The sequence below is a fragment of the Parvularcula sp. IMCC14364 genome, assembly GCF_030758415.1.
In the GTDB taxonomy this organism is placed as follows: domain Bacteria; phylum Pseudomonadota; class Alphaproteobacteria; order Caulobacterales; family Parvularculaceae; genus Aquisalinus.
Genome location: NZ_CP132334.1, coordinates 2,897,532 through 2,911,997 on the forward strand (window position 1 = coordinate 2,897,532; position 14,466 = coordinate 2,911,997).

The 14,466-nt window shown below is 55.1% G+C and carries 12 protein-coding genes; 6 read left to right on the forward strand and 6 right to left on the reverse strand.

Annotation, left to right across the window (positions count from 1 at the left end; genetic code table 11):
- Positions 1-112 precede the first annotated feature (112 nt).
- A complete protein-coding gene (gene gcvA, locus RAL90_RS13530) occupies positions 113-1,045 on the forward strand; it encodes a transcriptional regulator GcvA (RefSeq protein ID WP_306251514.1) in 933 nt (310 codons plus the stop codon).
- On the opposite strand, the gene RAL90_RS13535 is transcribed toward gcvA, so the two are convergent.
- The 3 genes from RAL90_RS13535 to RAL90_RS13545 all read right to left on the reverse strand — a co-directional run bounded on the left by RAL90_RS13535 (position 1,036) and on the right by RAL90_RS13545 (position 6,256).
- Complete coding sequence (locus RAL90_RS13535) at positions 1,036-1,965, reverse strand: GNAT family N-acetyltransferase (RefSeq protein WP_306251515.1); 930 nt, start codon at positions 1,963-1,965, stop codon at positions 1,036-1,038. The two genes, gcvA and RAL90_RS13535, sit on opposite strands and share 10 nt — an antisense overlap.
- 85 nt (positions 1,966-2,050) lie before the next feature.
- Positions 2,051-3,754, reverse strand: coding sequence for a carboxylesterase/lipase family protein (locus RAL90_RS13540; protein WP_306251517.1), 1,704 nt, complete (start codon positions 3,752-3,754; stop codon positions 2,051-2,053).
- 285 nt (positions 3,755-4,039) lie between these two features.
- A complete protein-coding gene (locus RAL90_RS13545) occupies positions 4,040-6,256 on the reverse strand; it encodes a primosomal protein N' (protein ID WP_306251519.1) in 2,217 nt (738 codons plus the stop codon).
- Between the two features lie 112 nt (positions 6,257-6,368).
- On the opposite strand from RAL90_RS13545, the gene RAL90_RS13550 reads away from it, so the two are divergent.
- The 4 genes from RAL90_RS13550 to RAL90_RS13565 are packed head-to-tail and all read left to right on the forward strand — an operon-like array spanning position 6,369 to position 10,351.
- Positions 6,369-7,457: a DUF1036 domain-containing protein gene (locus RAL90_RS13550; RefSeq protein ID WP_306251521.1), complete on the forward strand. Its 1,089-nt coding sequence runs from the start codon at positions 6,369-6,371 to the stop codon at positions 7,455-7,457.
- A gap of 10 nt (positions 7,458-7,467) precedes the next feature.
- The gene (locus RAL90_RS13555) at positions 7,468-8,163 is read left to right on the forward strand and encodes a pyrimidine 5'-nucleotidase (RefSeq protein ID WP_306251523.1); all 696 of its coding nucleotides are present in this window, start codon (positions 7,468-7,470) and stop codon (positions 8,161-8,163) included.
- A 19-nt stretch (positions 8,164-8,182) separates the two neighbouring features.
- A complete protein-coding gene (dapD, locus tag RAL90_RS13560; RefSeq protein ID WP_306251525.1) occupies positions 8,183-9,016 on the forward strand; it encodes a 2,3,4,5-tetrahydropyridine-2,6-dicarboxylate N-succinyltransferase in 834 nt (277 codons plus the stop codon).
- A gap of 3 nt (positions 9,017-9,019) precedes the next feature.
- Positions 9,020-10,351 carry a mechanosensitive ion channel family protein gene (locus RAL90_RS13565; protein ID WP_306251527.1) on the forward strand — a complete coding sequence of 444 codons (1,332 nt, stop codon included), beginning with the start codon at positions 9,020-9,022 and terminating at the stop codon, positions 10,349-10,351.
- 27 nt (positions 10,352-10,378) lie between these two features.
- Here the strand turns inward: RAL90_RS13565 and RAL90_RS13570 are convergent, their stop codons facing one another.
- From RAL90_RS13570 to RAL90_RS13580, 3 genes are read right to left on the reverse strand one after another with little or no spacing between them, the layout of a single operon-like run.
- Positions 10,379-11,275 carry a glycosyltransferase family 2 protein gene (locus tag RAL90_RS13570; protein WP_306251529.1) on the reverse strand — a complete coding sequence of 299 codons (897 nt, stop codon included), beginning with the start codon at positions 11,273-11,275 and terminating at the stop codon, positions 10,379-10,381.
- On the reverse strand, positions 11,275-12,417 hold the full coding sequence (locus tag RAL90_RS13575) for a hypothetical protein (RefSeq protein WP_306251531.1): 1,143 nt from the start codon (positions 12,415-12,417) through the stop codon (positions 11,275-11,277). The genes RAL90_RS13570 and RAL90_RS13575 overlap by 1 nt, the downstream gene beginning before the upstream one ends.
- Positions 12,414-13,454 (reverse strand): glycosyltransferase, encoded by a 1,041-nt coding sequence (locus RAL90_RS13580; RefSeq protein ID WP_306251533.1) that lies wholly within the window; start codon positions 13,452-13,454, stop codon positions 12,414-12,416. The genes RAL90_RS13575 and RAL90_RS13580 overlap by 4 nt, the downstream gene beginning before the upstream one ends.
- Positions 13,455-13,592: 138 nt before the next feature.
- Here RAL90_RS13580 and RAL90_RS13585 point away from each other — a divergent pair, with 138 nt between their 5' ends.
- Entirely contained in the window at positions 13,593-14,465 is an 873-nt protein-coding gene (locus tag RAL90_RS13585; RefSeq protein WP_306251535.1) for a sulfotransferase, read from the forward strand.
- Position 14,466 lies beyond the last annotated feature (1 nt).

Sequence of the window (14,466 nt, forward strand, 5' to 3'; positions counted from 1 at the left end):
AAAACGGACAGTTAGATTAGATAATCTATCCATTATGGCCATTCGGGCTTGCCTCTGTGTTTCGGATGCGGCAGAGAATGAGAAAAGGCCAAATGGATAAGATAATCTAATCATGCGAAGACTTCCTCCCCTTAACTCCCTGCGCGCCTATGAGGCAGCAGCCCGGCATTTGAGTTTCACCAAGGCAGCAGATGAGCTGAATGTGACTCCCGGCGCGATATCGCAACAGATCAGAACACTGGAAGAATTCATTGGCGTACCGGTCTTCAAGCGCCAAAAACGCGGGCTTCTGTTAACCGACGAAGCACAGGCGAGCCTGCCAATCCTGCGGGATGGCTTTGACAAGCTGGCAGCGGCAGCGAGCCTCCTTGCTTCTTCCGGCACCAATAGTGGCCAACTGACGGTTTCTGTTGCGCCGTCTTTTGCATCCAAGTGGCTGGTGCCGCGCCTTGACGGATTTCAGACCGAGAACCCGGAAGTGGATGTGTATGTCCATGCTGACATGGCCGTTGTTGATTTTGCGGCTGACAATGTGGATGTGGCGATCCGTTATGGTGCCGGTAATTACGAGGGTATGACAACCATAAAGTTGATGGAAGAACGCATCATCCCCGTTTGCGCGCCGGGCCTTGTCACCGGGGAGCCGCCGTTGAAAGACCTGCCCGATCTTGCCCGGCATACGTTGTTGCATGATGGCAGCTCTGATCAGGTGCAGGATGCGCCAACCTGGGCCATGTGGCTGCGCGCGGCAGGTGCGGTTGACGCGAATGGTCAACCGCTGGATGGCACACGCGGGCCACGCTTCAACCAGTCAAGCCTCGCGATCGAAGCCGCCGTTGCTGGAAAGGGCGTCACACTGACAAAATATGCGCTGGCCCTGGCCGACCTTGAGGCCGCGCGCCTGGTGATCCCTTTTGATGTCTCGACCCCGACAGACTTTGCCTATTATCTTGTCTATCCGCCTGCCAAAGCCTCCCTGCCCCATGTGAAGTCTTTCATCGACTGGTTGCAGGCAGCCGCTGGCGTTGGCAATGTTCAGGCATAAACGCCAGAGAGCTGAAACTCCTCCCCGCCCAGACCGCGCTTGAATTTTGTCACACCTTCAGCCTGATCTGGGTGAATGCCCCCGAGGTCCAGCCAGTTTATCCCGCGTTCCTTCAGGAGACAGACTGCTTCCCACAACAGGCGTTGATGGGCGCGTGCCTCTCTGCCCTTCTGGCCCGTCCAGCCAACCTGATAGGTGGCGCTGGTGCCATGGAGAAACAACAGAACCGCCGCAACCTGCGCTCCGTCCTGCTCTGCCACCAGCAGCATGACATCATCGCGGGGACGGCAAAATCCGTAGAGGGATTTCAGGACTTTATCGGATGGGCCCTGGTAAAGTTTACGCTGACGGTCCTTGTTATATGCTTCCATCAACCAGCGGAAGCTCAGCGGACCATTGCGTTCGCGCAGATCAAGATTTTTTTTCTCTGACTGGTTCAGGGCGTTGCGCCATTTCTGTTTGAGGTTTTTGCGTAACGCATCCGTATCCTGCGACAGATCCAGCCAGACAGACTGATAGCCGACACCCTTATAGGCGAAACCGGCCGTCGTGAAATCTGCATTCAAGTGAACAGAAAGTTCAGGCATAAAGCGGCGGCGGCGACCAAATCGCTTTGGAAACTCAGCCGTGAACAGATCAACGAATGCCTGCCAGTGTTCTTCTGTGACATTGTCGTCCAACCAGAGAGGCCCACGGTCAAGCGTGACAACATGATAGAGTGGTGTCAGGCGCACTTCGTGAATCTGGAAAATAGCCCGCGTTTCCGTGCCTTCAACCAGTCGGCCGAAACGGGTGGACATCTGTTTGACCGATCGCATCATCTGCGCGTAGGGCCATGACTGCAAAAGATTGGAGCGTGGCACACGCGCAAAAGTCGCGTCCCACTCCTCCAGCGTCAGGTCATTCCAGCAGATCTTCATGGGTGACAGTCCTGCCATGTTATTTCAACCGCGCCCCCCATAGTGGACCGGCACGGCGCCCTTGAGGATAAAAACGTCGTACGGATCAACGGCAGCCGAGGCGGCCCATGACTTCCGTTTCCAGCGTTGGAACCCACTCCGCGATACTTTCACCAATCAGACATTTCTGTTCGTCATTGACACGCGTATCAGCCCGCAGATCATTCACGACCTGGTCAATACTGTCCGGCTCACGCAATAGTTCGATACCGCCATCACTGACAGCATCAAGGCGCAGAACACTTGTTCCCTCCGCTGAATAAACAGGCCAGGCCGGCGCGCCATTTGCAGAAGGTACGCCATTGCGGGCAAAAGACGCCCAGTAGCTGCCCATAGTGCGGCTCAGCTTTTGACGATCTTCTTCGGTTTTTTTCTGAAACATGATGCTGTCAGCCTGACCCAGCAGGCTGAAGACGTTAAACACGAATGGAATTTCCATGGCATGTGCAGCACCCAGCATTTTTTTCAGGTCCATGAACAGGAAACGTCCGCCATCATCCCAGTCGAACCGGTATGCATAAACATCCCTGTGGCCGGCCTGCGCCATGAGACTGGCAGGCTGGTCCACTGCGCGCACACGCCAGACACGACTGGCATAATCCGACGCTGCGTCATAAAGATCCTGATCTCTGGCAACAAAGAAAACACCAAATATGGTTTTGGTCAGGTCTTCATTTCCGAGATAGAACAGCTTCATTTCATCCCGGTTGGTGCCGGTCATGATCGGAACATTATTGAAATTCTCTGTACTGCCAAAAGCGGCGCGCATGGCCGCTGCCGGTAGCACCACACCGTCTTCAATGATACGCGGCGCGTCCAGAAAGCCGCCCGACTCACTCCAGTAGGGTGCGAGGAATTCTTCCACCGGCAACGCGCGTAGCTGATCCACTGTTGTTACGCCCAACCCGCCAAGTATATCGCGCGATGGGTTTGGCAGATCACCTTCAAGCCCTTCTGCTTCAGCCACAGAAACACTGTCAAAACTGCCAGACTGAATGATTGCCTTATGGAACAGCCCTTCTGCCAACGGAGACGCCAGCAGCGATACAACATTATGGCCACCGGCACTCTCTCCGAATATCGTGACACTGTCGGGGTTACCGCCAAAGGCGCTGATATTCTCCTGCACCCATTCAAGAGACGCAATCAGGTCAAGGATCGCGAAATTCGCCCCCCGGTCAGCTTCAGTCGCTGCTGCCTCACGCAATGGATCCCAGGCCAGCCAGCCAAGCGGGCCCAGCCGATACTGAACCGTCACGACAATGACGTTTTCATTATCTGCGAGCCGGGATCCATCATAGGTCTCTGCGCTACCCCATACATTGCCGCCGCCATGTATCCAGAGCATTACCGGCAAAGATTTTCCCTGCGCATCCGCTGGCGCAAAAATGTTCAGTGCCAGGCAATTTTCAGAGCCAACGATCTGCCCAGCCTCAAGGCCTTGCGGCTCATCATAACGGTTGGTGAATTGCAGGCAGCGTGGTGAAAAGGTCAACGCTTCCTTGCTGCCCTGCCAGCCGGGCGCGGGCTGCGGTGCCCGCCAGCGATTATTGTCTGCAGTGGAGGCAGCAAAAGGAATGCCCCGCCAGACATGCGCACCATTTTCAGCCGTGAAGCCAACCAGTTGACCCTGTGAAATGCTGCGCTGCGTTTCTGGCGCGATAACAGGCGCAGTCGGCCCTTCCTCTTTTTTGGCACAAGCAACTGCCAGCACAGATAGCACAATAGCGGCGGTGATTTTTTTCATCATGTCCCTCAACGATGTCTCCCGGGGTGTTTCCTGATCCCTCATTGACAGCCTAGCGCATCTGACCTGTTTGCCAAATCCGGAATGCAGTGCTGCACCTCTCTTCCGAGGCAACATCCCGGGCAGGCCCGACACAAAAGAGGCACAACGACCCGGGCGGGAAGGGCTATGGTCAGCATTTGCCATTCTGGTTTCTGTCACAATCATGCTGACCACTATAGGCCCGCCCAAGAGGGGGCACATAAGTTTTTATCCTGCTGATTTTATTCGGGTTTATAGAGAGGCAGGCTAGAGAAAATAATAGGGATCAATGTCAATGGTTTGCCGGACAGCAGACGGGATTTTGACGCCCCCTGTCCAGGCCCTGATGAAATTCTGTATTGAAACATCCCGGCTGGCCTTGACCAGAAAGCGGATCCGGTAGGTGCCCCGCAACCGATAAAGGGGCGCTGGGGCTGGCCCCCAGACCTCTACACCATGTGCCTGCGGCACAGCGTTTACGAGATCACGGGCAACCTCATTCAGTCGCGTCTCATTTTCCCCCGTGAGCAGAAGCGCCGCCAGCCGGCCAAAAGGCGGAAAGCCCAGCATTTCCCGCCCTTCTTGTTCGGCAGCCATGAACGCATCCCGGTCCCCCGTGACCATACCTGCAATCACGGGATGCTCCGGCTGGTAGGTCTGCAAAAGAGCGCGTCCCGGTTTTTCTGCCCGGCCTGCCCGGCCGGCAACCTGACTGAGCACCTGCCAGGTACGCTCCCCGGCCCGCAAGTCACCACCGGCAAGGCCGAGATCAGCATCAACCACTCCCACAAGCGTCAGATGCGGGAAATGATGTCCTTTGGCCGCGATCTGGGTTGCCACGAGAATATCAACCTCCCGCGCGGCCATCTTCGCCAGCAGCTCCTGCGCGGCACTGTTGGACTGCACAGTATCCGAAGAAAAGACGGCGATACGCGCATCCGGCCATTTCGCGACAGCCTCTTCCGCAATGCGCTCAACGCCCGGCCCACAGGCGGCCAGCGAATCCTTGCTACTGCAATAGGGACAGCGTTCCGGCTTTGGCATGGAAAAGCCCGTATGATGACAGACAAGCATGTTGGTAAAACGGTGCTCAACCAGCCATGTGTCAGAGCCGGGCGCCGTCAGCCGTTCCCCGCATTTGCGACAGATAGTCAACGGGGCGTAACCACGCCGGTTCAAAAACAGCAGGGACTGGTCCCCGCGCGCCGTGTTTTCTGTCACAGCCTGAATGAGAGCTGGTGAAAGCCATTCACCGCGTTCAGGCGGCGCCTCGCGCATGTCGATGAGGCTGATATCCGGCATCGACGCACCGCCAAAGCGGCTTTCCAGCTTGACCGACCTGTAACGACCGAGGCTGACATTGACCGCAGTTTCGAGAGAGGGTGTGGCCGAGGCCAGCACCACCGGGAAATTGCCTTGTGCCGCCCGGGCCACAGCCATGTCCCGCGCCTGATACAACACCCCTTCGTTCTGCTTGTAGGCCCCCTCATGTTCTTCATCGACAATGATGAGTTTGAGATTGCGGAACGGCAGGAACAATGCCGATCTGGCACCAACAACAAGCCGGGCAGACCCGTCTGCCACACGCCGCCAGACCCGGCGCCGACCAGCATCCCCGATATCCGAATGCCAGTGAGCGGGGCTTGCCCCGAAACGCTGCGCCAGCCGCTTCAGGAACGGCATGGTCAAAGCGATTTCCGGTAACAGAACAAGCACTTGCGCGGTTCTGTCCTGCTGAAGGGCGGCAGCCACGGCCTCCAGATAGACTTCTGTCTTGCCTGCACCGGTCACGCCATCCAGCAACACCCCGGCATAGGATTGTGCTTTGATATGTGTTCTGATTTCGGCTGCGGCCGCCTCCTGTGAGGCAGACAGATCATATCCCTTGCGACGAAAATCAGGCTCCTCAAATGGCTGGTCAGGATCCGTTTCCAGCCTGCGCAAAGCGCCTGTTCTGGCAAGAGTGCGCACAACCGCATCACTGACGCCCGAGCGGCTGGCCAATTCACTTGCAGAAACAGGGAAATTCAGACCGCGCGCAGCCGCCAGCACTTTCTCTCGCTGCGGTGTCACTTTCAGGTCATCGGTCACCTCCCCCAGCATGAAGCCGGTTTGTGGACGCGGCGCAGAAAGATAACTGCCGGAGCGCATGACCATGCGCAGCACCGCCCCGGGGGCAAAAAGAGTGTACGCAGCAACCCAGTCCACAAACTGCATCACATCATGCGACAATGGCGGCACGTCAAAGACAGCCAGCATGGCTTTCAGCTTCTTGCGGTCTATGATTTGCGGCGGATCGCCAGGCCAGACGACACCGCGCATTTCCCTTGGCCCCAATGGCACCGTCACGAAAGAGCCAGGAACAACTTTGACCTCTGTTGGAACGGCGTAGGTGTAAGTGCTGGCCAGCGGCAGCGGCAGCAATACCTGCACGGTTGCTTGATTGTCCGTGATCAGTCCGGGCAGGCTGGGCGCATTATTCATGGCCTGCCCTTTTGCCATCGCATGTCGATTTTGTCAGCCAGTGCTTTTCCCCTTGAAAAAGCAGTCGGTCATGTGACAATGCACCCTTAGAGTGTCCATGGATGAGCGCCGCGTGTTTCACAGAATAATCCTTTCACTTATCGCCATGTGGCTTACCTCCGTCGGGATCGCCAAGGCTGAATATTCCTTCTGCAATAAAACCAGCTATGCGCTTTCCGCATCGATCGGGTATGTGGAAGAGGGCCGATTGATTACCCGGGGCTGGTGGCGCCTGCGACCTGGCCAGTGCAAGGTCGTGATGACCGAGGAGATCAATCCCGGGCGGTATTTCGTCTATGCCGAAGCAATTCCGGGCCATCGCGGCCCTTTGCGGACCTGGTCTGGCGACACGCCGCTTTGCGTTGAGAACGAAAGCCTGTTCACCCTGCGCGATCAGGACGTTTGTGCCTCTGACCCACGCCGCCAGCGGGAGTTTTTCCCGGTAGACGTCAGCGAAGATAATGATGGCAGTTGGCGAACCGAGTTCGCCGAAGAAGTTAATTATAACGTCTACAAGGCAGAAGTGGCTGGCGTACAGCGCCTGTTGCGGGATGTTGGATATGACGTCTCCCGCATTGACGGATCTCTGGGGCGGCAGACACAGACCACGCTGCGCCAGTTCCGGCAGGACCGGGGGCTCGGCGACAGCGGCGTTTACGATGATGCCCTGATTGACCAGCTCATTCTGGAAGCAAATGAGCGAGATGCGAAACTGGGCTTTTTCTTCTGTAATGCAACGCAACTGCCGATCTGGGCCGCTATCGCACAAACTGACGAGGAAGACGGCTATCGCTCCTCCGGTTGGTGGCGGATGGAGGGGTCAGAATGTGCCAAGGTTTTGCGCGGTGAGCTGACCAATAACCACTATTATGTGTACGGCATAATGGATCTTGGAGATCGCGATATTGGCCTAGCCGGTGGTGACAAGGATTTCTGTGTCAGCGATGTTCAGTTCGACGCTGCCGGTGATATTGAATGCAGTGAGTCCGGCTATCAGAACGCAAGATTTCGTAAAGTGGAAATTGGCGGCGAGCGAGCCTGGACGTACCAGTTTTCTCCGGACCAGTTCAATCCTGAGATTTCTGCAAGCACAGCACCTCAACCCTCTGTTTCCCGCGATCCGGTAGAGGAAGACTCTTCTGCAGAAGCAACAGAGCAGTGATCCGGCAATAATGGCAGATTTCAGCCACGTTGAGACCTATGTCTTTGATCTTGATAATACGCTGTATCCAGCGGATTGTCATTTATTCAAACAGATAGATGCGCGCATGACGCGCTTCATCGAAGAGACGCTGCAACTACCCCATGAGAAAGCCCGCATACTGCAGAAGCAGTATTATGCTGCATACGGGACAACATTAAGCGGCCTGATGATTGAACACCAGGTCAAGCCGCATGATTTCATGGATTATGTCCACGACATTGATCTCAGCCCGGTTGCAGAAAACACAAAGCTTCGCTCAGCCATCCTCAACTTGCCGGGCAAGCGCTATGTTTTTACGAATGGCTCTGTGCGTCATGCGGAAAATGTAGCGGGCAAGATTGGTATTCTGGATCTGTTTGACGGCATTTTTGATATTGAACAGGCCGAATTCAAGCCCAAACCCCATCGCGAAACGTATCAACGGTTTACGGAGTATTTCGGAATCAATCCATCTCTCTCAGCCATGTTCGAGGACATACCGGAGAATCTGAAAACGGCACACGATATGGGCAAGACAACAGTGCTGGTCCAATCTGACGCAGAATGGTTTGCCGATGAACCAGCGGACCGGCGGCCAGCAAGACCCGGTGAATATTTTGACCATGTCCACCATGTGACACAGGACTTGACCTCATTCCTGAGCGGTCTCAAAACCGCTGCCTGAACGCAAGGGCAGGAAAAAGATGCAGCTTGAAACCGCCAGAAATGTCATTGAAGAATACTGGGAGCAGCGCGACTCCCTCTCCACCGCAGCCACCGGCGACATTCGCGAGGCTGTCGAGACAGCTCTTGGCGCCATGGACAACGGCACGGCACGCGTTGCCGAGAAAGCGGGCAACCATGACTGGCATGTGAACCAGTGGCTCAAGAAAGCTGTACTACTTTCTTTTCGTCTCAATGCGAACGAACTCATCGATGGCGGTGTTGGTACTGACGGTCGATGGTGGGACAAGGTGCCATCAAAGTTCAGCGGCTGGCAGGCCGAAGATTTTGAGCAGGCTGGCATTCGTGTTGTACCGCCAGCCACCGTCAGGTTTGGCGCCTATATCGCACCATCAGCCGTACTCATGCCATCATATGTAAATTTCGGTGCCTATGTCGGCAGCGGCACCATGGTTGATACATGGGCGACAATCGGCTCATGCGCACAAATCGGGGCGAACTGTCATATTTCCGGCGGCGCCGGTATTGGCGGTGTGTTGGAACCATTACAGGCCAACCCTGTGATCATCGAAGACAACTGCTTCATTGGCGCACGCTCGGAAGTGGCAGAGGGCGTTATTGTCCGCGAAGGTGCTGTTCTTTCCATGGGTGTTTACCTCGGCGCCTCAACCAAGATTGTGGATCGTACCACAGGTGACATTCTGTATAGAGAGGTTCCACCCTATGCTGTTGTTGTGCCCGGTAGCCTGCCATCCGACAAAGGCGGCCCTTCACTATATTGTGCTGTAATCGTGAAGCAGGTCGATGAGCAAACCAGGTCGAAAACATCCGTCAATGATCTGCTGAGGGATTAAAAAATGGTTTTTCAACAGGACCAAGCGACCAGCACCTCGCAAGTCACACCCTTCATGGAAAAGGCGCAGGCGTTTGCGCTGGGGATTGTAGACCAAGTTACACAATGGGCGACCAGTCCGGCGTTTTATTTTCAGATTGCAGCCATAGCGATCGCTTTCACCTTGGCCTGGCTGGCCAACAGGCTGCTTCTGAAACGGGTGCCCTTCTTCAGCGCCGCCCCCACAGAAGGCAAAATGCTGAAAACCCGGCAGCTTGTTTATGAAGCGCGCGGCATTCTGTTCCGCATATTATCAGTCGTTTTCCTTGGCGTGGCCGCGAATGTAGCCCTGACAAGCGGCGGGCAAGACTGGATGGTGCGCATCGCACAGGGCTTCACCGCCATCTGGCTGATCTATGCCATCCTCAACCGCTTTGTCAGCAACAAGGTCATCCAGAATTTTGTTCGCTGGATCGGCATCCCCATTGCCGTGCTCAGCGTTCTGGGCCTGCTGGATGATGTCTCTGCCTATCTTGGCGGCATTTCCCTACCGCTCGGCATTTCTGCCCTTCAACTTGTGCAACTCGGCCTCTTTGGTGTTGTTTTTTTCTGGGTTGGTCGCCGCTCCAATGATGAAGGCAAGAAACTGATCCAGCGTCAGGATGGCCTTGATCCGGGCACGAAGGAAGTTTTCACCAAACTTTTCGAGATTGTGCTGTTCGGGGTCATCTTTGTTGTGGTCTTGCAAAGTGCCAGTATCGACCTGACGGCGCTGGCTGTCTTTGGCGGAGCGCTTGGTGTTGGCCTCGGTTTTGGCCTGCAACAGATTGCAGCCAATTTCATTTCCGGCATCATCATCCTGCTGGATCGCTCCATCACAATCGGTGACTATATCGAACTGGAAGATGAACGCAGCGGATTCCTGACGAAACTGACCATGCGCTCTGCTACTCTGGAAACACCGGATGGCAAGGACATCATGGTCCCGAACGAACAGTTCATTACTACTGCCTTCACCAACTGGACCCACAAGGATCCGCGACAGCGTTATGAAGTCAAATTCACCGTCGCCTATGATACAGACCTTGATAGCCTGATCGAGGTGTTAATGCCGGTGATTATCACGTATCCCAAAGTTCTGACAGAACCGGAAGAGCCAGATATCGAAATTGAACAGTTTGGCGAATATGGCATTCACATGCTGATCGAGTTCTGGGCATCCGGCATTGATGAGGGAGAGAACAAGTTCACGGCCGACCTGATGATGCTGGTTTGGCGCACCCTGCGTGACCATCACATCGCAATGCCGGTTATCTACAGAGCAGTTGCAGCAAACGTTGCGGAGCCCAGTAAATAGGGTCAGCCTGTGGCTGTTCTGCCTTGATCAGTACAGCATCTCTTCGCGTGCGCCGAAGACTGACGAAATGACGCCCACATGAAAGATGCCGCGCAATACCCAATAATTGCGCTCTGACGCGGACCAGCAAAAAAGAATACTTGCCAGGATGCAAAACAGAACTTTTGCAATGGCCAGTGCTGCTGTTTTCAGTTTCTGCTCCGCCTGCCCCTCATGGGCATGATAGCCATAAGTCTGGCCGTATCTGAACTTACGCTTTGCCAGCCATTTGAATGACAGCCGGTCAGGTGACACAGGCTCGTATACTTTCGCTGCTGGCTCAATGCTGAATTTTGCCCCGTTGCGCCGCAGCCTGAAAAAATACTCGCTATCCTCGCCGCCACTGCGCCCTTTGGATTCCAGAAAACGCTCGCCCTTCACGGCCGGATCGGCGCGACGCACGAGCGCATTACAGGTGTGGCCGGTTTCAACAACACCGTTACGGATTTCCGGCTTGTTGGTGTGATAATCCTTGAGGCGTATCCATTCCGGGGCGGCATCATTATACCGCGCATGGGCTGGTCCGAAGACGGCGGTGACACTCTCTTGTTCGGCTGCCAGCAACAGGCTTGATAGCCAGTCCGGCGCGGCCACTTCATCATCATCAATGAAAGCAAGCCAGTCTCCTGTTGCCGCCTCAAGGCAGGCATTGCGCGCAATAGATATATTCCGCATGGGTGCATGAATATATTGAACCGCGAGGCCCGTTTCAGCCGCAACAGCCGCCACCCGTTCAGCGGCTGATGGCTGTGCATCATTATCCGCCACAATGACCTGTACGATTACATGATCCGGCAGCACCTGTTCTGCGAGCGAACGGATGGTGTCCGTCAGGCTTTCCCGCCGAAAAGTAGCTATACAGACATCTATTGCAACCGAAGGCATTACGCAGCCACCCTGTTCGCACCCTGAAGTGCAAGATCGATGAGTTTTTGCATCTCATCCGGTGGCTGAACGAAGATATCATCTGCCAACGCCTTAAGTTGCGCTGAACGCGCCGTCACAAGATCGGGCTTTTCGAGTAATGTGACGGTGAGCGCAGATAATGAAGCATCAAGCGGTTCCGCCACAGTAAATCCTGCGCCATGTCGCTCGACCCAATGGCCCGTTTCACTATCCTTCGGGGCAATCGCAGGGACAGAAAAATAGCCCCCCTCGTAAAGTCGGTTTGGCAGCAGCCACTTTGAATTGAACCCGGCCTGATAAAAATCACCCGCCCAGACAACATCAACCTGCTGATAGATTTCCGCAAGGTCCTGCGGTGCCTGATACTTGCCGCCATAGAACATGTTAGGCGTTTGTGCGATCCGCGCGGTGAAGTCAGGCACTTGTGTTTCTGCCGGGATACCCCGCGTGATAATTTCCACTTGCGTCGGAAAGGCACGTGCCAGCCCTTGAAGCAGGTCCAGTGACCGGGAACAGCGCAGAATACCAAACCAGCCAATGCGCAGGACAGTCCCGCTAACCTTCTTCACCTGGCCACGTTGTGGCAGGTCAGCAGAGGGCATCAACCTATTTTCAAGAAGGTAAGGGGTGTAAAGATTTTCGTGATTCTTGCGAAAAAACTCTCTTTCGAACGCTGGCGAAGAATAAACAAGCCCATTGGTGCCTTTGAGCAGACTCCGCTCCAGCTTGCGCATCGCCATGCCCACCACATCCTCTCGCGTCAGCAAATGGTGAACATCCAGACACTCATAAACAACAGGTGTCTGCAATTTCAGCCTACGCCGTACTGCCATGGCACAGATCAACATATCAAGATTGCGCGCGAAGATGAGATCAGCCTGGCGAAGCAGCTCTTCATGCTGCATGGCGACAGACACTCCCTGACGGATCGCCTGAAGGCGTTGCCAATATGCCGCGTCAAAGGTCTGCCCCAGATCTATATTACGCCACTCACGCTGTTCATTTTCAGCACGACGCATCATGAAGCCCGTGACGTCAGCTTCGACAGCCTTAAAGCCGGCAACGCGCCGCCGCACCGCAGCATCGCCAGCATCATGTGCGAAAAAAGCTATCCGGGTCATCGCGAACGTGATCTCATAGTTGCAAATACACCCGCGATGAAGCCAAGTCCCCAAGAGATGTGCATGGTCGCCAAAGCCGGTCCGGCCCATAAGCCGCATATTGATTTTTTACTCAGGAAAAACCACAGGCTGACCAGCAACAGGACTGCTGTGTAGAAGAGGGGCCAAATCGCTGCGACAGGCAAAAATATGAAAATCAGCGCTGAGACAAATAGCAACAGCAGGTTGATCACCGGTATCAACTGGCGCAGGCGCGGACGTTGTTCATTCTTGAGCAGATTACGGGCGCGCCCCCGTCCATAACCAAAATATTGCCGCCATAATCCTGACAGGTTTGTGCGCGGATAATAGCCGACCCGGATATCAGCATCGAGATAGATTTTCCCGCCTGCTTTCGCCAGCCGTGCATCATATTCAGCATCTTCATTATGGCTGAAACTTTCATCATAACCATGCAGACGCAGAAAATGCTCCAGACGGAAAGCGGCATGATGACCATGGTCCACATAACCTGACATACTGCCACCGCGATGCGCAGACCCGCCGGAACCAAGCGGCGTATCCACGACCCAGGCATTCGCTTTCTGAAAACAGGTCGTGCCCTGCGCATCCATGGGCACAACAACGCTCGCTGCGCCTGTTTCTTCCAGCTTCATCGCCACTTTCAGAATATAGTCTGCCGGGTAATCCGCGTGTGCATCGCAGCGCACCAGAATGTCGCGACCATATTCCGCGATCTGTGCACCGGCATTGACGCCAGCTGACTGCAACCGGCCTGGATTGTCGATCAGTGCAATATTGGCAAACTCTTCGCGCAGCTTTGAAACGATCTCCTGTGTGCCATCTGTGCTGCCCCCATCAGAAACCACTACCTGCACACAAGCCAGATATTGTGACCCGCACAGGAGGCTGCGCAGGCAATCCTCAATATGAGCTGCTTCATTGAGCGTTGGTATGACAGCCACAATGCGACGCGCCAGAAGTTCCAGCGCGTGATCCGAGGCTGCCGCGTCGCGTTCATCAAACATGGAAGTCATTTATCAGCTTTGTCTTGCTGGCATGTTAACCAGTCTCTCAGACCCTCCAGTGTACATATACAAGGGCAATAACGCAGCTTTTGCGGTAAACAAGAGACATTATTGTCCGGAAGCAGCAAGAGCGGCCGAGAAGTGACCATGGTTAACAACGTCTTGATGAATCAGCCGGAGACAGCCGCGTCGCGCGCCTTGCCTGATTTCATGGTGATCGGCGCCATGCGCGCAGGCACCACCCTGCTTCATGAGTTGCTGGCAGCACAGAGTGCGGTTTCCCTGCCGTGCATGAAGGAAACAGACTTTTTCGTTCGTGAGAAGCACTCCGCCCAACAGGACTATGCCCGTTATTTTGACCTGAGCTCAGACAAATGCGGCGAAGTGACACCTAACTACAGCAAGCGGGATGTCTTTCCCGGTGTGCCCGCGCAGGTGTTTGCCAACAACCCGGCAGCACGGCTGATCTATATCGTCAGAGACCCTGTGGCGCGGGCGATCTCGCAATACACTCATTCCTTTCTTTCCGGCCAGGACTTGCCGGCACCAGAGAAGCTTCTGGAAAGCCAGCCCGGTCAGCATATAGTCAATACAAGCCGGTATGCTTGGCAGCTTGAAGCCTGGCTGGGCTATTTTACGCCAGAGCAGATTATGGTGCTTGATTTCGCAGAACTTACCACAGACCCGGCCGCGAGTTTGCGCAGAGTATGCGCACATATTGGTGTGCAGAGTACACAGACCAATATGCCAGCTGCACAGACCAATTCAGCAGGACAGGTAGCGAGTGTTCCGGACTGGTGGCTGAAATTTCGCGATACAGCCGCTGGTCAGAGACTGCGCGCCCTTGCCCCGCGTGGCATCGCCGCTCAGGCCAAGGCTTTACTCGGCAAAGGGCAACCCAAAAAGGATATTCCTGTCATGCCGGCAACAGTGCGCAATCAGATTGCCGATGTCTTGCGCGAGGATGTCATGAAGTTCCGCCAGATCAGCAATATGCCATTTACGGACTGGAGTGTGTGAC